The sequence below is a fragment of the Stenotrophomonas sp. LGBM10 genome (assembly GCF_046736075.1).
Lineage (GTDB): Bacteria > Pseudomonadota > Gammaproteobacteria > Xanthomonadales > Xanthomonadaceae > Stenotrophomonas.
The window spans coordinates 3,357,925-3,379,328 of sequence record NZ_CP177163.1 but is presented as its reverse complement, the minus strand read 5'-3'; the positions used below and the strand labels follow the sequence as shown (position 1 = coordinate 3,379,328).

Below are 21,404 nucleotides of genomic sequence, written 5' to 3'. Positions count from 1 at the left end.
CGTTACAGGCGGTGCGAGCCTTCTTCCACCACCTGGCGCAGGAACGGCACGGTGATGCGCCGCTGCGCGGCCAGCGATTCGCGGTCCAGCCAGTCCAACAGGCTCACCAGGCTGCCCAGTTCGCGCCCGGTGCGGGTCAGCAACCATTCGATGGCCGCCTCGTCGATGGCCAGGCCACGGCGCGCCGCGCGCTCGCGCAGCACGGCCGCGCGGCCTTCGTCGTCCAGCGGCTGCAGCACCACGCGCACGCACTGCTGCAGGCGCGAGCGCAGGTCGGGCAGGACCAGGCCAAGCTGGTCGGGCGCATGCTGGGCGGTGTACAGCAGCGTGATGCCGGCACTGCGGGCGCGGTTGTGGAAGTCGAACAGCGCCACTTCATCGTCGCGGTGGCCGGCGACGGCATCCAGGCCATCCAGTGCCACCAGATCGCGCCCTTCCAGCGACTCCAGCGCGGCACGGGTGCGCCCGACCACGGCCTTCAGCGGCAGGTAGGTGGGCTGCCGGCCCGCCTGCTCGGCCAGCGAACACATCGCCAGCGCCTGGTGGGTCTTGCCGGTGCCGGCCGCGCCTTCCAGATAGACCCAGTCCGACGCCGCGCCGATGGCGATGGCACGCAGCTGCGCCAGCGCCCCGTCAGGGGCACCGATGAAGGTTTCCAGGCGCTCGTCCTGCGGGTAGCGCAGGGCAAGCGGCAGCTGCGGGACCACGCTCACTGGCCGTCCGGATCCTTCGGCATCACGATCACCACGTCGGTCTTATCGATGTAGGAATCGAGCACGATTGCCGAGCGCTCACCGGCGTACAGCTCGCTTTCGCGGTAGCGCTGGTGCGCGTAGCGCAGCAGCACGTTGCTCACCGCCGCCACCGGCAGGGCAAGCAGCATGCCCAGGAAGCCGAACAGCTGGCCGCCGGCCATCACCGCAAAGATGACCGCCACCGGATGCAGGCCGATCTTGTCGCCCACGATGCGCGGGGTCAGCACGTAGCTTTCCAGCAACTGGCCCACGGTGAACACCACGCCCACCAGGATCAGCAGCTTGAGATCGAAGCCCTGCGCCTGCACCAGCGCGGCCACCACGGCCATCACGATGCCGGTGGTCGCGCCCAGGTACGGGATGAAGCTGATCAGACCGGCCACCAGGCCGATCAACAGGCCCAGCTTCAGCCCCACCAGCGACAGCCCGGCGGCGTACACCACGCCCAGTGCGATCATCACCAGGAACTGGCCGCGGATGAACGCACCAAGCACCTCATCCGACTCGCGGGCCAGGTTGGTGATGGTGCCGATGTGGTTGCGCGGGATCATCGACGCAACCCGCTCCACCAGCTTGTCCCAGTCGCGCAGGAAGTAGAACGCCAGGATCGGCAGCAGCAGGATGTTGACCACCCAGGTCACCATCGTGAAGCCCGAGCGCGAGACGTAGCCGAAGAAGGTCTTGGCGAAGCCGCCAGCCTGCTGCCAATGGCTGCGCACCCATTCGATCAGGCGGTCCGGGTCCATCCACTGCATGACTTCCAGGCCGGTCTTCTGCTCGAACCACGGAATGCCGGTCTGCATCAGCCACTGCTGCGCCTGCGGAACCGCCGCGATCAGGGTGGCGATCTGGCGCTCGATCATCGGCACCAGGATCAGCAGTGCCGCGGTGATCAGCAGGATCATCGCCACGAACACCAGCACTACGCCGGTGTTGCGAGAGCGGCCGGTGGCCTCGATCCGGTCGACCAGCGGGTCGCCCAGCCAGGCCAACGCCAGCGCCAGCACGAACGGGGTCAGGATCGGGCCGAGCAGCCAGATCACCCACCCCGCCGCCAGCGCCACCAGCACATATTTGAGGCGACGCAGGAACTGCGCGATTTCCGCTTCGGGGCTGAGGATCATCGCAGACGGTACTCGTTGCTGGCCGGCACGGGCGCGGCGGTGGGTTCATCGCCGTCAACCGGGACCGGCAGCGGCAGCGGTGCGACCGGCACCAGCACGCCATTGTCGCCGAGCATGCGGTTCAGGCCGGCCAGGCCGGTGGTCATCTCCAGCGCCAGCTCCAGGCGGTCGCCGGCAGCACGCACCGGCACCACGTTGCGCACCACCGGGGTCTCGCGCAGGCCGGCAGCCAGCCGCATGTAGTCCTCGGCGCTGTGGATGCCGGTCACCACGATCCTGTAGGTCCCGGCCGCGCCGGTGGCCGCACCGGCCTTGGCGTAGCGGCGCACCAGCGCGTCGGCGGCGCCGTCGGCACCGCCCGCCATCGCACGGCGGGCATCGCTGTCCTTGGTGGACCACTTGTTCAGTTCCTTGCCACCATCCACGAACACCCAGTCGGCCACCCAGCCGCCGCTCTTGTCGCGGTACAGCTTGCCCACCAGCTGCATCGGCGGGGCATAGCGCGCCGATGCACGGGCCACTGCGGCGGTGTCCTGGCGCCAGATCGCACCGACCAGGGCCTGCTCGGCCGCGCTGCCCGACGGCAGGCCCAGCTTGTAGCCGCGTTCAACCGCGCGGTTCAGCAGCGGGCGGGCCGCATTGGCCTGCTGCACGGTGACCAGGCGCGGGCCGGAGCCGTCGTCGATGGCCAGCCAGACCACCGGCTTGGGCCGCGGCTGCGGCCACAGCGGCAGGCCCAGGGCGCCGATCAGGCCGTCCACGTCATCCTGGCGGAAGCGCGCCACCAGCACCGTCCGGTAGCTGGGCGCGCCGCTGGCCGAGGTGCTCTGGTCCTGGCGGTAGTCGTAGCTGGCCACATAGTCCTTGGCCCCCCGCAGCGACTGCGCCACGCCCGGCCGGGCCATCACACCGCGGTCGCCGGAGAGCTTGGCCAGCACGTTGCCCAGCGCGCGCGCCAGGGCGCCATTGCGGTCGGCGTCGCTCTGGCTGTTGACCGGTACCTCCGCCTCATAGGCGCCCGAGGCGCTGGCGACATCGCCCTCGGTCCGCAGGCCACTCTGGGCCATCGTGGCCACCGGCAGGCACAGGGCGAGGAACATCACAAACAGGAGGCTGCGGCGCATCAGGACTTTCCATAGAGCGTATCCAGGGGGAATTGTTGCCCGAATAGGGCCTGTGCGCCAACGTGGCCTGTTAAAATCCCGCTTTCACCCCAGCGCAGCGCCCACGCCCGTGACCAACTCCCCGTCTTCGACCCCTCCTTCCCTGACCTACCGCGACGCCGGTGTCGACATCGACGCAGGCAACGAGCTGGTCGAACGCATCAAGCCGCTGGTCAAGCGCAGCTTCCGTCCGGAAGTGATGGGCGGCCTGGGCGGTTTCGGCGCCCTGTTCGACCTGTCCAACAAGTACCGCGAGCCGGTGCTGGTCTCGGGCACCGATGGCGTGGGCACCAAGCTGAAGCTGGCCCAGCAGCTGGGCCGTCACGACACCATCGGCATCGACCTGGTGGCCATGTGCGTGAACGACGTGCTGGTGCAGGGTGCCGAGCCGCTGTTCTTCCTGGATTATTTCGCCACCGGCAAGCTGGACATCGACACGGCCGCCGCCGTGGTCGGCGGCATCGCCAATGGCTGCACCGAGGCCGGTTGCGCGCTGATCGGCGGTGAAACCGCCGAGATGCCGGACATGTACCCGCCGGGCGAATACGACCTGGCCGGCTTCACCGTGGGCGCGGTGGAGAAGTCCGAACTGCTTGATGGCGCGCGCGTGGCCCAGGGCGACCTGCTGATCGGCATCGCCTCCTCCGGCCCGCACTCCAACGGCTACTCGCTGATCCGCCGCATCTACGACCGCGCCGGCCAGCCGGCCGACCTGGTGCTGGACGACGGCAAGCGCCTGGTCGACGCGCTGATGGCGCCGACCGCGCTGTACGTCAAGCCGGTGCTCGCGCTGCTCAAGGCCCACGGCGAGGCCATCCACGGCATGGCCCACATCACCGGTGGCGGCCTGACCGAGAACATCATCCGGGTCGTGCCCGATGGCCTGGGCCTGGACATCCGCGCCAGCGCCTGGACGCTGCCCCCGGTGTTCCAGTGGCTGCAGCGCGAAGGCGCCGTCGCCGACGCCGAGATGTGGCGCACCTTCAACTGCGGCATCGGCTTCGTGCTGGTGGTGCCGCCGGCGCAGGCCGACCGTATCGGTACCGCGCTGGACGGCCTTGGCCTGGCGCACTGGACCATCGGTGAGGTCACGGCCGCCACCGACGGCGCCGAACGCGTTCACATCGGCTGACCCGGGAGATACGCATGGACGCTGCCCCCGCCCCGCTGGCCCCGCCGCCGCTGCTGCCGCTCGAAGACCAGGGCCATCTGCGGCTGCTGTCGATCTTCCATTACGTGGTGGCCGGCCTGATGGCCCTGTTCGCGCTGTTCCCGCTGCTCTACATCGGGATCGGCCTTGCGATCGTCAACGGCTGGTTCCCCGCCAACAACCAGGCCTCCGGCGGCCCCAGCGACCAGATGGCCGGCTGGATGTTCGTCGGCATGGGCGCGCTGTTCCTGGTGACCTGCCTGACCATGACGTCGCTGATGGTGCTGGCCGGGCGCAGCCTGGCGCAGCGCCGCCGCTACACGCTGTGTCTGGTGGTGGCCGCGCTGTCGTGCCTGTTCACCCCGTTCGGCACCGTGCTGGGCGTGTTTACCCTGGTGGTGCTGTTGAAGCCGGCGGTGAAGGCCGCCTTCCAGCCCGTGCCGTCCCTGCCCTGAGCGCCCGATGACCCCGAACCCGCCGCCGTTGCCCGTTCCGTCCTCGCAGTGGACCCCGCTGCAGATCCGTTCGCACCTGCAGAACCTCAACATCCTGTTCTACGTGCTGGCCATCCTGCACGTCCTGGCGGGCGGCCTGTTCGTGCTGATCAGCGTGGCCGGTTACGTCAGCGAACGCGGCTCGACCAACCCGGACGCCGCCCCGGTCGGCCTGTTCATCATGCTGCTGGCGATGGCGATGCTGGGCGCGATCCTGGGCGTGGTGCAGTTCTTCACCGCCCGCTACATCGGCCGCCGGGTCCGCCTGCAGTACTGCACCATCGCCAGTTTCCTGGCCTGCTTCGCCGGGCCGCTGGGGATGGCCCTGTGCGCGTATGCCTACGTGGCGTTCAAGCGCCCGGAAGTCCGCGCCGCCTTCGACGACGGCAACGCACTCCCGGCATGAGTACGCGCATCGCGGTGCTGGCCTCTGGCCGTGGCAGCAACCTGCAGGCCATCCTGGATGCCCAGGCCGCCGGGCAGCTCGACGCCGACGTGGTTGGCGTGCTCTCCGACCGCCCCGGGGCGGCCGCGCTGCTGAAGGTGGCACCGGATCGACGCTGGGCGCGCGCACCGGCCGACTTCGCCGACCGCGCCGCGTTCGATGCCGCCCTGGCCGATGCACTGGCGGCGTTCGCGCCGGACTGGGTGGTCTGCGCCGGTTACATGCGCATCCTCGGGCCGGCCTTCGTGCAGCGCTTCAGCGGCCGCCTGGTCAACATCCATCCCTCGCTGCTGCCGCTCTACAAGGGCCTGCACACGCATGCCCGCGCACTCGAGGCCGGCGACGCCGAGCACGGTGCCAGCGTGCACTTCGTGGTGCCCGAGCTGGATGCGGGCACGGTGCTGGCCCAGGCGCGGGTGCCGGTCCTGCCCGGCGACAGCCCCGAGGCACTGGCCCAGCGGGTGCTGGCGGTGGAACATCCGCTGCTGATCGCCAGCCTGCGGCTGCTGGTGGCCGGGCGCGTGTCTGAACGCGACGGTCAGGTTGCCGTGGACGGTCACCCCCTGTTTAATCCGCTGCGCCTAGATTGCGCCGGACAGCTGAACCGCTGATCGCGGCGCACACATGCCGCTGACCCCGGCGCTGGCATCCTCCCACCTCCGATCTCCCTGACCGCATGAGAACGCCCTTGTTCAAGCCAGTGCTGCTGATCGCATCCCTGCTGTGCACCGCTGCCATCGTGCATGCGCAGGAGCCGCCGGCGGCGCCCGAACCGCCGCTGCCGGCGCTGCCCGCGACGCCGTGGGAAGCACCGCCGCTGCAGCCGTTCACCGCTACCTACCAGGCCATTTACAAGGGCAAGGAAGCAGGCGATGCGACCATGCGGGTCACCCATACCGGCGGCGCGCAGTGGCGCGTGGACATGCAGGTGGTCGGACGCCGTGGCTTCGCCAGCGTGCTGGGCCTGAACCTGGAACAGAGCACCGTGTTCGAGAAGCAGGGCGACACCTATGTGCCGCTCAGCCAGGCCACCGTCCGCAAGGGCCTGTTCCTCGGCAAGAAGGTCACCGGCACCTACAACTGGCAGGCGGGCACCGCGCAGTGGCTGGGCGATCTGAAGAAGGAGCGCACCGTACCGATCCCGCTGCAGCCCGGCGACCAGAGCGCCCTGCTGCTGAACCTGGCGATCATGCGCGATGCGCGCCCGGGCGGGCAGATGCACTACCGCTACGTGGACGTGGGCCGCGTGCGCCAGCACGACTACCAGGCCGCGCCGGATACCGAGAACGTCCAGGTCGGGGACCTGTCCTACAACGCGCTGCGGGTGTACCGCACCAACGGCGGCAACGATGAAACCATCCTCTGGATCGCCAACGGCGTGCCAACGCCCGTACGTATCCTGCAACGCGAAGACGGCGAAGATCGGATCGACCTGCGCCTGATCGAATACCAAGGAGTTTGAGCATGACCCTGATGAACCGTCCGCTGACCTGGATCGCCGCCGGCGCACTGGCTGTGGTGAGCCTGCCGGCAATGGCGCTGCAACCCTTCAAGGCCGATTACCAGGCCAGTTACATGGGCATGCAGGCCAACGGCACCATGACCCTGGCCAGCGAAGGCGCCAACAAGTGGCGCTACAGCCTGAACGTGAAGAACCAGCTCGCCGACCTCAGCCAGAGCACCGTGTTCGAGGAAGCCGGCGGCCGCCTGCGCCCGCTGAGCAGCAGCGACCGGTCGATCCTGCTGGTCAAGAAGCGCAACGTGGATGCGGCCTACAACTGGACCAGCAACCAGGCGACGTGGACCGGCGACATCAAGCCCGAACGTCGCGGCCCGGTGGCGCTGAAGGCCGGCGACATGGACGCCCTGCTGATCAACCTGGCAATCGCCCGCGACCTGGCGGCCGGCAAGCCGCTGAACTACCGCATGGTCGACGAAGGCCGGATCAAGCCGATGAGCTACAAGGTGGTCGGCCAGGAAAAGATCACCATCGAAGGCAAGACCTACGACGCCACCAAGGTCTCGCGCGGCGACGGCAACAAGGAACTGATCGCCTGGATCGTGAAGGAATTCCCGGTACCGGCACGCCTGCTGCAGCGTGAGAGCGGCAAGGACGCGCTGGATCTGACGATCAAGTCCTTCAAGTAAGCCACCCAGAAAAACGCCCGCTTGCGCGGGCGTTTTTTCATTCCGGCTTGGCCTCGCCGAACACCGTCTTGCAGTCCACGCGGATCTGCTCGCGGTTGCCGCGCCAGTAGAAGGTTCGGCAGTGCCGGTTGCCTTCCTGGGTGTCGTCCACGCCCACCGCGTAGAACGCCTGCAGTACCTCGGTGCGGCTGACGCTGCCGTCGGCGTCCCAGTCCATGTCCTGCTGCTCGATGCCCCGGGTGATGGCGATGTTCGCGTACCAGGCATAGCCCAGCCAGCCCAGCACCACCAGCACCAGGATCAGCAGCGCCTTGCGGCGCCGGGTGAACCGGCCGCGCAGGATCATGCGGCCACGCGCCGGATGGTGGCGCCCAGCGACGAGAGCTTCTCTTCGATGTTCTCGTAGCCGCGGTCCAGGTGGTAGATGCGGTCGATGGTGGTATCGCCCTCGGCCATCAGCCCGGCCAGGATCAGCGACGCCGACGCACGCAGGTCGGTGGCCATCACCGGCGCGCCGCTGAGCTCGGCCGAGCCGCGCACGATCGCTGTGTGCCCTTCAACCTGGATGTCCGCGCCGAGGCGCAGCAGCTCGTTGACGTGCATGAAGCGGTTTTCGAAGATCGTCTCGTTGATCACGCCCACGCCGTCGGCCACGCAGTTGAGCGCCATGAACTGCGCCTGCATGTCGGTCGGGAAGGCCGGGTACGGCGCGGTGGTCAGGTTGACCGCGCGCGGACGCTTGCCCTGCATGTCCAGGGTAATGCTGTCGTCGGTGGTCTCGATCGTCGCGCCGGCTTCCACCAGCTTGGCCAGCACCGCGTCCATCGTGTTCGGACGCGCGCGGTTGACCGTGACCTTGCCGCCGGTCATCGCCGCTGCGACCAGGAACGTACCGGTTTCGATGCGGTCCGGCAGCACTTCATGACGACCGCCGGAGAGGCGCTCGACGCCTTCGATCACCAGGCGGGCGGTGCCCAGGCCTTCGATCTTCGCGCCCAGCGCGATCAGGCAGTGGGCGAGGTCGGTGACTTCCGGCTCCATCGCCGCGTTGTCCAGCACGGTGGTGCCTTCGGCCAGCACGGCGGCCATCAGCACGTTCTCGGTGCCGGTGACGCTGACCATGTCGAAGGTGAAGTGCGCGCCCTTCAGGCGCTTGGCATGGGCCTTGATGAAGCCGTTCTCGACGGTGATCTCCGCCCCCAGCGCCTGCAGGCCCTTGATGTGCTGGTCGACCGGGCGCGAGCCGATCGCGCAGCCGCCGGGCAGCGACACTTCGGCCGCGCCGAAGCGGGCCAGCAGCGGGCCCAGCACCAGGATCGAGGCGCGCATGGTCTTGACCAGCTCGTACGGCGCCACGTGCTGGTTCACCGGGCGCGGGTCGACCACGATCGCGCTGCCGCGCGACAGGGTGCCCTGGTCGATGGTGACCTTGGCGCCCAGCTCGCCGAGCAGCTTCACCGTGGTGACCACGTCGTGCAGGTGCGGCACGTTGGTGATCTCCACCGGCGCATCGGCCAGCAGGGTCGCGCACAGGATGGGGAGGACGGCGTTCTTGGCGCCGGAAATGTTCACTTCACCGTGCAGCGGCTTGCCGCCGGTCACTACGATCTTGGCCATGTGGTCTGCAAATGTAAGGAATGGGTAGAGCCGACCGTTGGTCGGCTGCTCTTGAAGGGGGGTGACGCGGACTCAGCCAGCTTCCGCCGGGGTCACGGTCTTCAGCGCCAGCGCATGGATCGCCCCGCCCATCAGATCGCCCAGGGTGGCATAGACCATGCGGTGGCGGGCCAGCGGCAGCTTGCCGGCGAAGGCATCGCAGACCACGGTGGCCTCGAAATGCACGCCGTCATCGCCCTGCACGTCCGCGCGGGCGCCCGGCAGGCCGGTTTCGATCAGTTTGCGGATGGTCTCGGCGTCCAACGGGCTTTCCTAATAAAATGAGCGCTCATTCTACTCTTCCGCGTGGCGCCCGCATGGCTGTATCGCCCCTTCTGCCCCACCCGGCCGACCCCGCCGCCCTGGTCGCCAGCGGCCGCCGCGTGTTCGAGATCGAGCGCGATGCGCTCGCCGCCGTCGCCGACCGGCTGGGCGATGCGTTCAGCCAGGCCTGCCAGCTGGTGCTGGAAAGCAGGGGCCGGGTCGTGGCCACCGGCATGGGCAAATCCGGGCACGTGGCGCGCAAGATCGCCGCAACCCTGGCCTCCACCGGTACCCCGGCCTTCTACGTCCATCCCGGCGAAGCCGGCCACGGCGACCTGGGCATGATCACCGAGGCCGACGTGGTGCTGGCCCTGTCCTACTCCGGCGAATCGGACGAACTGCTGATGCTGCTGCCCGTGCTCAAGCGCCAGGGCAACCGGCTGATCGCCATGACCGGCCGCCCGGCCTCCAGCCTGGCCCAGGCCGCCGATGTCCACCTGGACGTCAGCGTGCCGGCCGAGGCCTGCCCGCTGGCGCTGGCCCCCACCTCCAGCACCACCGCCTCGCTGGCGATGGGCGATGCCCTGGCCGTGGCCCTGCTCGATGCCCGTGGCTTCACCGCCGACGACTTTGCCCGTTCGCACCCCGCCGGCAGCCTCGGGCGGCGCCTGCTGCTGCACATCACCGATGTCATGCACAGCGGCGACGAGCTGCCGCGCGTGGGCGCCGATGCCAGCCTCAGCGAAGCCCTGGTGGAGATGAGCCGCAAGCGGCTGGGCATGACCGCCGTGGTCGACGCCGACCAGCGCCTGATCGGGCTGTTCACCGACGGCGACCTGCGCCGCGCGCTGGACAGCGACCTGGACGTGCGCAGCGCGCGCATCGCCGATGTGATGACCCGCCACCCGCGCACCATCGGTGCCGACCAGCTCGCCGCCGAAGCGGCGCGGCTGATGGAAACCCACAAAATCACCGGCCTGATGGTGGTCGACGCGGCCGGCCGGCTGGTTGGCGCGCTCAACATTCATGACCTGTTGCGGGCGCGGGTGGTTTAAACCACAGTTCCCCCCTTCCATTCAGCTGACCTGCCGCCCTGATGCCCTACTCCCCGTTGCCCGGTTTTCCGCCCCACCTGCATGCCATCGCCGGCCGTATCCGGCTGGCCTGCTTCGACGTGGACGGCACGCTCACCGACGGTCGGCTCTACTACGACAAGGACGGCAACGAGAGCAAGGCGTATTACGTGCAGGATGGACTTGGCCTGAAACTGCTGCAGCAGCACGGGATCCACCCGGTGCTGATCACCGCGCGCAACAGCCAGTCCGCGCTCCGGCGCGGTGCCGACCTGGGCATCGACACCCAGATCGCGGTCGGCGACAAACTGGCCAGCGTGCGCGCGCTGTGCGCCCAACACGACATCGGCCTGGACCAGGTCGCCTTCATGGGCGATGACCTGCCCGACCTGGCGCCGCTGTGCGCGGTCGGCCTGGCGGTGGCCCCTGCCAATGCACATCCGTGGATCGCCGAGCGCGTCCACTGGCAGACCCGCTCCGACGGTGGCCGCGGCGCGGCACGCGAACTGTGCGATGTGCTGCTGGCCGCGCAGGGCAAGGTCGATGCGGTGCTGGCGAGGTTCGGCGCATGAGCTGGCGGACCGGACTGGGCGCCCTGCTGCTGGTCGCCGCGCTGCTCAGCGGCTGGTCGCTGCTGCGCAATGGCAGCAAAAGCGAGATCGTGGCTGGCGACGACGGCGGCAAGGACTACGTGCTGCACGACTTCCAGATCGTGGCGCTGGACGAACAGGGCAAGGAATCCACCACCCTGCGCGCGCCGCTGCTGGAACGCTCGCGCAGCGACGCCACCATGAACATCTCCACCCCGATGTTCCTGCTGCCCGACCAGGAGGGCAACCACTGGGAGCTGCGCAGCGACAAGGGCTGGGTCAGCGCCAAGGGCGAGCAGCTCAAGCTGACCGGCAACGTCAGCGGCGACAGCCCGAAGGTACCTGCGGTACCGCCGACCACCTTCCGCACCGACCACCTCGACGTGTTCCCCAAGGAGAACCGTGCCAGCACCGATGCCAAGGTGACCATGACCCGCCCGGGTATGATGCAGTCCGGGGTCGGGTTCGAACTGGATTCCAAGACCAAGACCTACCGTTTCCTCAGTCAGTCCAAGGGCAGCTACACGCCCACCCGCTGACATCGCCGCCGGCCGTGCCGCCGTCTCCGGACAGGCGCAGGCCGGCAGCGAACGCCCCTTCCACGCGTCTGGCATGGTGCCAGCCGTGATCCCGATACCGCCCCGGCCCGACGGCCCGGCCCCAACACCGGCAGAACAGACCACCCCATGAAGATCCTCTTTGCAGCCGCCTGCGCGATCAGTCTTCTCGTCCCCGCCTTCGCCGCCAGCGCCAAGTCCACCGACCGCAACGAACCGATGTCCATCGACGCCGGCGCGCAGACCGGCACGCTCGACGGCAATGGCAAAACCACGCTCTCGCAGGGCGTGATCGTCATCCAGGGCACGCTGGACCTGCGTTCGTCTGAAGCGGAGATCTACCTGAAGGACGGCGAGCCGGTGCGTGCGGTGTTCACCGGCAAGCAGGCCAAGCTCAAGCAGCAGCTCGATGACGGCAGCTGGATGGACGCCTCGGCCGACCGCATCGACTACGACATCAAGGGCGAAGTGCTCACGATGACCGGCAACTACAACGTCAAGAGCGCGCGCGGCACCAACGCCGGCCAGAAGATGACCTACAACACCCGCACCGGCGAGATGAACAGCGGCGGCGACGGCACCCGTGTGCGCACCGTGATCCAGCCCAAGGCCAAGCCCGCTGCGCCGGCCGCTGCCGGGAGCAAGAAGTAATGCTCGTCGCCAAAGGTCTGCGCAAGCGCTACAAGCAGCGCGAAGTGGTGAAGGATTTCGGCCTGACCCTGGACGCCGGTGAAGTGGTCGGCCTGCTCGGCCCGAACGGTGCCGGCAAGACCACCTGTTTCTACATGATTGTCGGGCTGGTGGAAGCCGACGCCGGCAGCATCGTGCTGGACGGCAAGGACATCACCGCCGACCCGATGTACACCCGTGCCAAACAGGGTGTGGGCTATCTGCCGCAGGAACCGTCGGTGTTCCGCAAGCTGACCGTGGCCGACAACCTGCGCCTGGTGCTGGAACTGCGCGACGACCTGGACAAGGACGGCCGCGAGAAGGAACTGAACTCGCTGCTCGACGAACTGCAGATCGGTCACGTCGCCGACCAGCTCGGTGCCAGCCTGTCCGGCGGCGAGCGCCGCCGCTGCGAGATCGCCCGCGCGCTGGCGGCCCGCCCGCGCCTGATCCTGCTCGATGAACCGTTCGCCGGCGTGGACCCGATCTCGGTCGGTGAAATCCAGCGCATCGTCACCCACCTCAAGCAGCGCGGGATCGGCGTCCTGATCACCGATCACAATGTGCGCGAAACCTTGGGAATCTGCGACCGCGCGTATATCCTCAACGAAGGCAGCGTGCTGGCACAGGGCGCGCCGGACGAAATCCTGGCCAACGCCGATGTCCGACGCGTCTACCTTGGGGACACCTTCAAGCTCTGATCCAGCGGCCGCCGCAACGCCTTCCCTCCGTTCGGCACAGGCATGAAAGCACGGCTGCAGACATCGCTGGGGCAACAACTGGTCATGACGCCGCAGCTGCGTCAGGCCATCAAGCTGTTGCAGATGTCCAGCGCCGAGCTCGACCTGGAAATCGCCGAGGCGGTAGAGACCAACCCGCTGCTGGAATGGGCCGAGAACGCCGAACCGGCGCTGGACGCCCTGCCTGGCGAGGCCGCCCCGACCGTGAATGCGGGCGACGGCGAGGACCGCGGCGACAGCGATGCCGGCCCCGCCGGGCCCGGCGCGGACGACTGGGCGCCTGGCGAGGGCGACTGGAGCAGCGGCAACAGCGGCGGCTCGTTCGATGACGACGACAACGGCAGCGCTGCCGAGCGCGTGGCCGAAACCGAATCGCTGGCCGACCACCTGCTGTGGCAGCTGCACCTGTCCCACCTGTCCCCCCGCGACCGCAGCATCGGCGCGGCGCTGATCGATGCATTCGAGGACGATGGCTACCTGCGCGAGCCGCTGACCGCCATCGCCGACACCCTGCTCCCGGCCATTCATGCCGGTGAAGCCGAAATCCTGACCGTGCTGCACCAGATCCAGCGCTTCGACCCGATCGGGATCGGGGCGCGCAGCCTGGGCGAATGCCTGCGCCTGCAGCTGGATGTGCTGCCCGCCGACACCCCCGGGCTGGCCCTGGCCCGCCGCATCGCCGACGGCCCGCTGGAGCGCCTGCCACGCAGCGGCGTGGCCGGCATCGCCCACGAGCTGCGCGAACCGCTGGCCGATGTGGACACCGCCGTCCAGCTGCTGCGCACCCTGGACCCCCGCCCCGGCACCCAGATCGGCGAGCTGTCCCACGACAGTTACGTGGTGCCGGACTGCGTGGTCTGGCGCCAGAACGGCATCTGGCGTGCGGCCCTGGCCGGGCACGCAGGGCCCCGCGTGGTGATCCACCGTGGCTATGAGCAGATGATCCGCCGCTGCGGGGAAAGCGACGCCGGCTACCTGCGCGCCCACCTGCAGGAAGCGCGCTGGCTGCTCAAGGGCCTGGAAGCCCGGGGGGAGACCCTGCTGCGGGTGGTGCGCTGCCTGCTGCAGCAGCAGGCTGCCTTCCTGGAGTTCGGCGAGCAGGCTCTGCGCCCGCTGACCCTGCGTGAGGTGGCCGGCGAACTGGGCCTGCACGAGTCGACCATCTCCCGGGCGATCGCGCGCAAGTACGTCCGCACCCCCCGGGGCACCCTGGCGCTGCGGTCGTTCTTCGCCTCGGGCATCGATACCGACAGCGGTGGTGAAGCCTCCAGCACCGCCATCCAGGCCATGATCCGGCGCCTGATCGACGACGAGAACCCGCGCAAGCCGCTTTCTGACGCCAAGCTGGCTGACCTGCTCAAGACCTCGGGAATACCGGTGGCGCGCCGCACCGTGGCGAAGTATCGTGAGGCCATGAACATTTCCGCCTCGCACGAAAGAGTAAGAATCGCCTGACGCTCCACCGCGCCAGGCGGGAAGGTTCATTGGCAAATCCGAACAAAGGAGAAACCCGATGCGCATCGAAACGTATGGCCAGCAGCTTGAACTCACCCCCGCTCTGAACGAGTACGTGGAAACCAAGCTGAAGCGGCTGGGGAAGCATTTCGACCAGCACTGCGAGATTCGCGTGCAGCTGTCGATCCGCAAGCCGGAACACCATGCAGATGCCAGTGTGAACGTCCCCGGGCAGACCCTGCACGCCGACGCCAGCGGCCCGACCATGTACGCCGCCATCGATATCCTGGCCGACAAGCTCGACCGCCTCGTGATCAAGCACAAGGAGAAAAAACAGCAGCACGCGCCACTGCCGCTGCAGGTGGGCGACAATGAGGGCTGACGCCCTCGTTCTTCCCTGACATGCCCTTGACTGACCTCCTGGCGGCCGTGCGCACGCAAGTGTTGCCGGCCGCCGATCGCGACAGCGTGCTGAAGGCGGCCGCCCGGCTGCTGGCCTGCCGCGAAGCCAATGCCGAGCTGATCTACCAGAACCTGTGCCAGCGCGAAGCGCTGGGCAGCACCGGGATCGGGCACGGCATCGCCATCCCGCACGGCCGCGCGCCGCTGCTCGAGCGCCCCCGCGGCGCCCTGCTGCGCCTGGAGTCGCCGGTGGAGTTCGGCAGCGACGAACCGGTGGACCTGGTGTTCGCCATTGCCGTCCCCGCGCACTACACCCATCAACACCTGATGCTGCTGTCCGAGCTGGCCGAACTGTTCTCCGAACCGGCCATCCGCCAGGCGCTGCGCGACGCGCGCGACGGCGACGCACTGCGCCAGGTCATCGAATTCCCCCCGCCGGCGAGCGCCGCATGAATACCAGCATCACCGCGCGCGAGCTGTTCGAACAGCAGCGCGACCGTCTCAGCCTGCGCTGGGTGGCCGGGCAGAAGGGCGAGCGTCGCGAGCTGGAGGCCGGCAATACCGTCTCGCGCCGGCCCTCGCTGGCCGGCTACCTCAATGCCATCTACCCCAACAAGGTGCAGATCCTCGGTACCGAGGAACTGTCCTGGCTGGATTCGCTGGACTCGCGGCAGCGCTGGGAGACCATCGAGCGGATCATGCAGTCGCATCCGCTGGCGCTGGTGATCACCCGCAACCAGTCCTGCCCCGAAGACCTGCGCGCGGCCGCCGATGAGTCGCAGACCCCGCTGTGGGTCTCGCCCAAGCGCGGCCACGAACTGCTCAACCACCTGTCCTACCACCTGGCCCGCACGCTGGCGCCGCGGGTGATCCTGCATGGCGTGTTCATGGAGATCTACTCGATCGGCGTGCTGATCACCGGTGAAGCCGGATCGGGCAAGAGCGAACTGGCGCTGGAGCTGCTCAGCCGCGGCCACCGGCTGGTCGCCGATGACGCCCCGGAATTCACCCAGATCGCCCCGGACGTGCTCGACGGCACCTGCCCGGAGCTGCTGCAGGACCTGCTGGAAGTGCGCGGCCTGGGCGTGCTGAACGTACGCGAGATGTTCGGTGACACAGCCGTAAAGAAGAACAAGTACCTTCGGCTGATCGTCCACCTGACCAAGCCCATGACCGAGCCTACGCCCCACGGGTACGAACGCCTCACCGGCGATTCGGGCACCCGCCACGTGCTGGACCTGGATGTGCCGCTGATCACCCTGCCGGTGATGCCCGGCCGCAACCTGGCCGTGCTGACCGAAGCGGCCACCCGGCTGCACATTCTACGTACCAAGGGTATCGACCCTGCGGCGATGTTCATCGCCCGCCACAGCAACATGTTGGAACGCCGCACCCCATGAGCCTGCCCACTGCCCCCGCCACTGCCCCGTCCCCGGCCACGCTGATGATCGTCAGCGGGCTGTCCGGCTCGGGCAAGACGGTCGCACTGAAGACCTTCGAAGACCTCGACTACTACTGCTCGGACAACCTGCCGATCAACCTGCTGCCGGACTTCGTGCGCAGCCTGCTCGGCGACAGCGGCACCGAGGGCCCGCGCCGGCTGGCGGTGGGCATCGACGTGCGCGCGCAGAGCGATCTGACCCAGCTCTCGCATTGGCGCGAGGATGCCAAGTCCGCCGGGCTCGATGCCCAGCTGCTGTTCTTCGACGCCACCGATGAAACCCTGCTCAAGCGCTATGCCGACACCCGTCGCCGCCATCCGCTGAGCCAGCTCGGCCTGTCGCTGCCGGAGGCCATCGCCCGCGAGCGCGAGCTGACCGCCCCGCTGCGCCGCGCCGCCGATGCCGTGATCGACACCACCGACCTCAACGTGCACCAGTTGCGCCGCAAGGTGGTGACCGAGTTCGCGCTCAACCACGGCAACAAGCTGTCCCTGCTGTTCGAATCGTTCGCCTACAAACGCGGCGTGCCGGCCGAGGCCGACTTCGTGTTCGACGTGCGCGTGCTGCCCAACCCGCACTGGGACCCGGAACTGCGCCCGCTGTCGGGCCGCGACCGGGGCGTACGCGAGTACCTGGACGAACAGCCCGACGTGCAGCGTTACGCCGCCCAGCTGGTGGATTTCCTGGATACCTGGCTGCCGCGCCTGGGCAACGACACCCGCAGCTACGTGACTGTCGCGTTCGGCTGCACCGGCGGCAAGCACCGCTCGGTGTACCTGGCCGAGCGGATGGCCCGGCATGCACGCGACCAGGGCTGGCCGGACGTGGCCACCTTCCACCGCGAGCTGGATTGACCGGTAATGCCGGCCGCTGGCCGGGGCAACCCCGCCCCCTGTGCATGGATCCCCCTGTGCGGCAGGCAGAGCAGTCAACGCTGCTCCCGGGACGCCCACGGCCATACATCATGAATACGGGATACAGCGCCCCTGTTTTGCGGCTATCGCCAATTCACGTTGACCTGTTAACGTTTGGCAATGACCTGTGGCATTCTCCTCGTAACCCACCCCGGTGTTGGCACATCTCTGTTGGACGTGGCAACCCGGCTGCTGCGGCACCTGCCGCTGAAGACCGAAGCTTTCGAAGTACCGTTCGACGCAGACCTGGACGTCCTGCTCCCACTCGCCTCGGCCGCCTTGCGCCGGGTGGACAGTGGGCAGGGCGTGCTGATCCTGACCGACCTGTACGGCGCCAGCCCCAGCAATCTGGCCGGGCAACTGGCTCGTCTGGGCACCCCGGCTCGCCGGGTTTCGGCGCTTAGCCTGCCGATGTTGTTGCGGGTGATGAATTATCCGGAACAGGGACTGGATCAACTACCTGCCACTGCTGCGGCAGGCACTCGCAATGGAGCGATTGTCGACGATGCTTGAACGAGAACTCACCGTATCCAACCGCCTGGGCCTGCATGCCCGCGCTACTGCCAAGCTGGTGCAGGAGCTGGCGCCCTTCCGCTGCAACGTGACCATGGCCGCCAAGGGCCGTGAGATCAACGCCAAGAGCATCATGGGCGTCATGCTGCTGGCCGCCGGCCAGGGCACCCCTGTCACCGTGCGCATCGACGGCGAAGACGAAGCTGCCGCGATGGACGCGGTGGTGGCGCTGTTCGAGCGGCGTTTCGACGAGGACAGCTGAGCATGCCGGGGCCACCGTCGCGACCGGCTGCCAGCACCGCGTCACGGACCACGTCCGGGGCGTTGCTGCTGTCCGGCCACGGTGCCTCGCGCGGCAACGCGCTTGGACGCGCGCGGGTACGCCTGCCGCACGCGCTGGAAGTGGCCGAGCAGCGCATTCCCGCCGCCAAGGTGGAGGCCGAGCTGAAGCGGCTGCACGTCGCGGTGGACGCTGCCCGCGGCGAGATGCACGACCTGCGCCAGCGGCTGCATGGCGCGCTGAACCAGGAGGCAGGCGAGTTCCTCGACCTGCACGCGCTGCTGCTGGACGACCCGGAACTGCTGTTCGGCCTGGATGAACTGATCCGCAGTGGCCCGTACAGCGCCGGCTACGCCCTGCGCGTGCAGCGCGACCGGCTGGCCAAGGTCTTCGACGGCATGGACGATGCCTACCTGAAGAGCCGCATGGACGACCTGGACCATGTGATCGGCCGCATCCATGCCTTCCTGCAGAAGCGCCCGCCGGACGTCAAAGGCATGGCCGGGGAGATCCTGGTCTGCGACAACATCGCCCCGTCCGAACTGGCCCAGCTGCAGGCGCACGGCGTGGTCGGTATCGTCACCGCCGGCGGCAGCGCGCTGTCGCACAGCGCGATCCTGGCGCGCAGCCTGCACCTGCCGCTGATCGTCAACGTGCCCAACGCGCTGCAGAAAGTGGCCGACGGCGACGTGCTGATCATGGACGGCAGCGACGGCACCGTCACCATCAATCCGCACGCACCGGACCTGCGCGACTACCGCGTGCGGCTGCGCGAGCATGCGCGCGAGCAGCGCGAACTGGGCCGGCTGCGCACCAAGCCCAGCCGCACCCGCGACAACGTCGACATCGTCCTGCTCGCCAATGCCGAGTCCAGCGAGGATGTCACCCAGGCACACGCGCTCGGCGCGCAGGGCCTGGGCCTGTACCGCACCGAATTCCTGTTCCTGCAGCGCAACGAACTGCCGGACGAGCAGGAGCAGTTCGAGACCTACCGCGACGCCGCGCTTGGCATGAGCGGCCGACCGGTCACCATCCGCACCCTGGACCTGGGCGCGGACAAGGCCGACCGCACCGGGCTGACCCTGAGCAACGAAGAGAACCCGGCGCTGGGCCTGCGCGGGGTACGCCTGTCGCTGGCCCGGCCGAAAGTGGCCGACACCCAGCTGCGCGCGATCCTGCGCGCCTCGGCCTACGGCAAGCTGCGCATCCTGATCCCGATGGTGAGCACCCGCGAGGAAGTGCTGACGGTGCGCCGGCGCATGGCCAGGCAGGCCGAGCTGCTGCGCGCCGAGGGCCACGAGGTGGCCGAGCACATTCCGTTCGGCGCCATGATCGAGGTGCCGGCCGCGGCCATCGCGCTGGAGAGCTTCATCGACCTGGTCGACTTCCTGTCGATCGGCACCAATGATCTGGTGCAGTACCTGCTCGCCGCCGACCGCAACAACGAAGCGGTCGGTGAGCTGTACTCGCCGCTGCATCCTGCGGTGATCCGCCTGCTCTCGCACATCCTGCGCACCGGCCAGGCCTACGACATCCCGGTGGCGGTGTGCGGCGAGATCGCCGGCGATCCGCGCATGACCCCGCTGCTGCTGGCGCTTGGCCTGACCGAGTTCAGCCTGCACCCGGGCACGCTGCTGGAAGTCCGCCGCGCCATCCGTGACAGCGACCTGTCGATGCTGCAGGCAATGGCGCCCAAGCTGCTGCAGGCGCGCGACCGCCGTGGCATCGAACGCTGGATCGAGAAGGCAGGCGGATGAATCTGCGTGGTTGCCGGCCAGCAGCCGGCGCCATCGCGCCGCGTGCGGCCCACCCCGCGCACCTACCCGATTGACACACAAGCGCGCGATAATGACGCGCTGACCACCGCCGATGCCGCATCCTCTCCGGGATAGCGGCCTTTTCTTTTTCCGCAGGAGCTGCGCATGGCCGAAGCCGTACGCCACGACAAGACGGCACGCCAGCTGCGGCTGTTGTCCGATGCACTGGACAGCGGGCGCCTGGGTCCGGTGCGCCGGCTGGTCAACACGCTGGCACCGGCCGAGATCGGCAACCTGCTCGAATCGCTGCCGCCGGGCAAGCGTGAGGTGGTGTGGGGCCTGGTCGATCCGGAAGACGACGGCGAGGTGCTTGTCCACGTCGGCGAGGAAGTGCGCGAGAGCCTGCTCGCGGACATGGACCCGGACGAAATCATCGCCGCGGTCGAAGACCTCGACATCGACGATCTGGCCGACCTGGTCGAAGACCTGCCGGACACGGTCATCGATGAAGTCCTCAAGTCGATGGACCGCGAGAACCGCGAGCGGCTCGAGCAGGTGCTGTCGTATCCCGAGGACAGCGCCGGCCGCCTGATGAACCCGGACGTGGTGACCGTGCGCGCCGACGTCAACGTCGACGTGGTGCTGCGTTACCTGCGCCTGCGCGGCGAGCTGCCCGACCACACCGACCACCTGTTCGTGGTCAGCCGCCGCCACCAGTACCTGGGCCGGCTGTCGCTGGCGTCGCTGGTGACCCACGAAGACAATACCCCGATCAACCGCCTGATCGACGACGAGCAGCCGGCCATCGATGTCGGTGAGAGTGCCGACGAAGTGGCGCGCCAGTTCTCCGATCATGACTGGGTGTCAGCACCGGTGGTGGACGACAACAACATCCTGCTCGGCCGCATCACCATCGATGACGTGGTCGACATCATCCGGTCGCAGGCCGAGCACCAGGCGCTGGGCGCCGCCGGTCTGGACGAAGAGGAAGACCTGTTCTCGCCGATCAAGCGTGCCGTGCGCGGCCGCGTGGTCTGGCTGGGCATCAACCTGTGCACCGCGTTCCTGGCGGCCAGCGTGATCGGCCAGTTCGAGATGACCCTGCAGAAGGTGGTCGCGCTGGCGGTGCTGATGCCGATCGTGGCCGGCGTCGGTGGCAATGCCGCCGTGCAGGTGCTGACGCTGATGGTGCGCGGCATCGCGCTGGGTCAGGTCGGCCAGAGCAACGCACGCATCCTGCTGTGGAAGGAATCGCGGGTGGCGCTGATCAACGGCACCCTGATCGGCACCGTGGTCGGCATCATTGCCTTCCTCTGGTTCCACAGTTTCCTGCTCTCGCTGGTCATCACGCTCGCGCTGATCATCAACTTCTGCGCCGCCGCGCTGGCCGGCGTGCTGCTGCCGCTGCTGCTCAAGCGCATGAACGTCGATCCGGCCGTGGCGGGCACGGTGGTGGTCACCGCAGTGACCGACGTCATGGGCTTCTTCAGCTTCCTCGGCCTGGCCACCCTGATCCTGCTGCACTGACCCGGACACCCCCTATGGCGCTTACCCTCGACAACTACTTCCAGCCCGGCTGGCGCGAGCAGACCCATGCCTGCCCCGCCTGCGAGTGGCAGGGCAGCGCGCGCCAGATGACGATGGAGCTGCACGAAGACGAGGCCGAGTTCGACTGCCCGCAGTGCGAGAACCCCGTGCTGCTGGTGGTCCACCCCAGTCTGGCGCAGGTGCAGGCGGCTGCCGCCGACGGCCACCCCGAAGCGATCGAGCAGCTGGAGATCCTGGCGGCCGCGCCGCGCCCGGACTGATGCAC

Annotated in this window: 27 protein-coding genes; 21 read left to right on the top strand and 6 right to left on the bottom strand. The window is 68.4% G+C overall.

The features are described 5' to 3' along the window. Positions 1-2: 2 nt before the first annotated feature. From hda to ACLB90_RS14770, 3 genes are read right to left on the bottom strand one after another with little or no spacing between them, the layout of a single operon-like run. Positions 3-713, bottom strand: a complete 711-nt coding sequence (gene hda, locus ACLB90_RS14780; RefSeq protein WP_017356239.1) for a DnaA regulatory inactivator Hda — start codon at positions 711-713, stop codon at positions 3-5. After that, the gene (locus ACLB90_RS14775) at positions 710-1,879 is read right to left on the bottom strand and encodes an AI-2E family transporter (protein WP_411850166.1); all 1,170 of its coding nucleotides are present in this window, start codon (positions 1,877-1,879) and stop codon (positions 710-712) included. The genes hda and ACLB90_RS14775 overlap by 4 nt, the downstream gene beginning before the upstream one ends. Next, the gene (locus tag ACLB90_RS14770; RefSeq protein WP_411850165.1) at positions 1,876-3,003 is read right to left on the bottom strand and encodes a DUF2066 domain-containing protein; all 1,128 of its coding nucleotides are present in this window, start codon (positions 3,001-3,003) and stop codon (positions 1,876-1,878) included. The genes ACLB90_RS14775 and ACLB90_RS14770 overlap by 4 nt, the downstream gene beginning before the upstream one ends. Before the next feature lie 109 nt (positions 3,004-3,112). On the opposite strand from ACLB90_RS14770, the gene purM reads away from it, so the two are divergent. The 6 genes from purM to ACLB90_RS14740 all read left to right on the top strand — a co-directional run bounded on the left by purM (position 3,113) and on the right by ACLB90_RS14740 (position 7,279). After that, a complete protein-coding gene (gene purM / locus ACLB90_RS14765) occupies positions 3,113-4,174 on the top strand; it encodes a phosphoribosylformylglycinamidine cyclo-ligase (protein ID WP_411850164.1) in 1,062 nt (353 codons plus the stop codon). Positions 4,175-4,188: 14 nt separating this feature from the next. After that, a complete protein-coding gene (locus ACLB90_RS14760; protein ID WP_411850163.1) occupies positions 4,189-4,647 on the top strand; it encodes a hypothetical protein in 459 nt (152 codons plus the stop codon). 7 nt (positions 4,648-4,654) lie between these two features. Next, positions 4,655-5,092 (top strand): hypothetical protein, encoded by a 438-nt coding sequence (locus ACLB90_RS14755; RefSeq protein WP_411850162.1) that lies wholly within the window; start codon positions 4,655-4,657, stop codon positions 5,090-5,092. Beyond that, positions 5,089-5,742: a phosphoribosylglycinamide formyltransferase gene (purN, locus tag ACLB90_RS14750; RefSeq protein WP_411850161.1), complete on the top strand. Its 654-nt coding sequence runs from the start codon at positions 5,089-5,091 to the stop codon at positions 5,740-5,742. Before ACLB90_RS14755 ends, purN begins: the two co-directional genes overlap by 4 nt. Before the next feature lie 65 nt (positions 5,743-5,807). Further along, the gene (locus ACLB90_RS14745) at positions 5,808-6,593 is read left to right on the top strand and encodes a DUF3108 domain-containing protein (protein ID WP_411850160.1); all 786 of its coding nucleotides are present in this window, start codon (positions 5,808-5,810) and stop codon (positions 6,591-6,593) included. Between the two features lie 2 nt (positions 6,594-6,595). Further along, the gene (locus ACLB90_RS14740; protein ID WP_411850159.1) at positions 6,596-7,279 is read left to right on the top strand and encodes a DUF3108 domain-containing protein; all 684 of its coding nucleotides are present in this window, start codon (positions 6,596-6,598) and stop codon (positions 7,277-7,279) included. 37 nt (positions 7,280-7,316) lie between these two features. Here ACLB90_RS14740 and ACLB90_RS14735 read toward each other — a convergent pair whose 3' ends face one another. The 3 genes from ACLB90_RS14735 to ACLB90_RS14725 all read right to left on the bottom strand — a co-directional run bounded on the left by ACLB90_RS14735 (position 7,317) and on the right by ACLB90_RS14725 (position 9,199). Next, positions 7,317-7,625, bottom strand: coding sequence for an EF-hand domain-containing protein (locus tag ACLB90_RS14735; RefSeq protein WP_411850158.1), 309 nt, complete (start codon positions 7,623-7,625; stop codon positions 7,317-7,319). After that, positions 7,622-8,896: a UDP-N-acetylglucosamine 1-carboxyvinyltransferase gene (gene murA, locus ACLB90_RS14730; protein ID WP_411850157.1), complete on the bottom strand. Its 1,275-nt coding sequence runs from the start codon at positions 8,894-8,896 to the stop codon at positions 7,622-7,624. The genes ACLB90_RS14735 and murA overlap by 4 nt, the downstream gene beginning before the upstream one ends. A 72-nt stretch (positions 8,897-8,968) precedes the next feature. Next, complete coding sequence (locus ACLB90_RS14725; protein ID WP_411850156.1) at positions 8,969-9,199, bottom strand: BolA family protein; 231 nt, start codon at positions 9,197-9,199, stop codon at positions 8,969-8,971. Positions 9,200-9,252: 53 nt separating this feature from the next. Between ACLB90_RS14725 and ACLB90_RS14720 the strand changes: the two genes are divergently transcribed. The 15 genes from ACLB90_RS14720 to ACLB90_RS14650 all read left to right on the top strand — a co-directional run bounded on the left by ACLB90_RS14720 (position 9,253) and on the right by ACLB90_RS14650 (position 21,399). Further along, a complete protein-coding gene (locus ACLB90_RS14720) occupies positions 9,253-10,254 on the top strand; it encodes a KpsF/GutQ family sugar-phosphate isomerase (protein ID WP_411850155.1) in 1,002 nt (333 codons plus the stop codon). A 41-nt stretch (positions 10,255-10,295) separates the two neighbouring features. Next, a complete protein-coding gene (locus tag ACLB90_RS14715) occupies positions 10,296-10,844 on the top strand; it encodes a KdsC family phosphatase (RefSeq protein ID WP_411850154.1) in 549 nt (182 codons plus the stop codon). Continuing rightward, positions 10,841-11,401 (top strand): LPS export ABC transporter periplasmic protein LptC, encoded by a 561-nt coding sequence (gene lptC, locus ACLB90_RS14710; RefSeq protein WP_411850153.1) that lies wholly within the window; start codon positions 10,841-10,843, stop codon positions 11,399-11,401. The genes ACLB90_RS14715 and lptC overlap by 4 nt, the downstream gene beginning before the upstream one ends. Positions 11,402-11,548: 147 nt before the next feature. Beyond that, complete coding sequence (gene lptA / locus ACLB90_RS14705; RefSeq protein ID WP_411850152.1) at positions 11,549-12,070, top strand: lipopolysaccharide transport periplasmic protein LptA; 522 nt, start codon at positions 11,549-11,551, stop codon at positions 12,068-12,070. Then, entirely contained in the window at positions 12,070-12,789 is a 720-nt protein-coding gene (gene lptB, locus ACLB90_RS14700) for an LPS export ABC transporter ATP-binding protein (RefSeq protein ID WP_411850151.1), read from the top strand. Before lptA ends, lptB begins: the two co-directional genes overlap by 1 nt. A 42-nt stretch (positions 12,790-12,831) precedes the next feature. Beyond that, positions 12,832-14,283, top strand: a complete 1,452-nt coding sequence (locus tag ACLB90_RS14695) for an RNA polymerase factor sigma-54 (RefSeq protein WP_411850150.1) — start codon at positions 12,832-12,834, stop codon at positions 14,281-14,283. 58 nt (positions 14,284-14,341) lie between these two features. Beyond that, positions 14,342-14,665, top strand: coding sequence for a ribosome hibernation-promoting factor, HPF/YfiA family (gene hpf, locus ACLB90_RS14690; protein WP_411850149.1), 324 nt, complete (start codon positions 14,342-14,344; stop codon positions 14,663-14,665). A 20-nt stretch (positions 14,666-14,685) separates the two neighbouring features. Further along, a complete protein-coding gene (locus tag ACLB90_RS14685) occupies positions 14,686-15,138 on the top strand; it encodes a PTS sugar transporter subunit IIA (protein ID WP_411850148.1) in 453 nt (150 codons plus the stop codon). Continuing rightward, positions 15,135-16,085, top strand: a complete 951-nt coding sequence (gene hprK / locus ACLB90_RS14680; RefSeq protein ID WP_017354943.1) for an HPr(Ser) kinase/phosphatase — start codon at positions 15,135-15,137, stop codon at positions 16,083-16,085. The genes ACLB90_RS14685 and hprK overlap by 4 nt, the downstream gene beginning before the upstream one ends. Positions 16,086-16,129: 44 nt before the next feature. After that, a complete protein-coding gene (gene rapZ / locus ACLB90_RS14675; RefSeq protein WP_411852768.1) occupies positions 16,130-16,981 on the top strand; it encodes an RNase adapter RapZ in 852 nt (283 codons plus the stop codon). A 180-nt stretch (positions 16,982-17,161) separates the two neighbouring features. Next, on the top strand, positions 17,162-17,554 hold the full coding sequence (locus tag ACLB90_RS14670; protein WP_038689985.1) for a PTS sugar transporter subunit IIA: 393 nt from the start codon (positions 17,162-17,164) through the stop codon (positions 17,552-17,554). Next, positions 17,547-17,816, top strand: a complete 270-nt coding sequence (locus ACLB90_RS14665; RefSeq protein ID WP_411850147.1) for an HPr family phosphocarrier protein — start codon at positions 17,547-17,549, stop codon at positions 17,814-17,816. Before ACLB90_RS14670 ends, ACLB90_RS14665 begins: the two co-directional genes overlap by 8 nt. Positions 17,817-17,818: 2 nt before the next feature. Then, on the top strand, positions 17,819-19,591 hold the full coding sequence (gene ptsP / locus ACLB90_RS14660) for a phosphoenolpyruvate--protein phosphotransferase (protein ID WP_411850146.1): 1,773 nt from the start codon (positions 17,819-17,821) through the stop codon (positions 19,589-19,591). Positions 19,592-19,756: 165 nt separating this feature from the next. Next, positions 19,757-21,118: a magnesium transporter gene (gene mgtE / locus ACLB90_RS14655; protein WP_411850145.1), complete on the top strand. Its 1,362-nt coding sequence runs from the start codon at positions 19,757-19,759 to the stop codon at positions 21,116-21,118. Between the two features lie 14 nt (positions 21,119-21,132). Then, complete coding sequence (locus ACLB90_RS14650; RefSeq protein WP_411850144.1) at positions 21,133-21,399, top strand: hypothetical protein; 267 nt, start codon at positions 21,133-21,135, stop codon at positions 21,397-21,399. Positions 21,400-21,404: the final 5 nt, after the last annotated feature.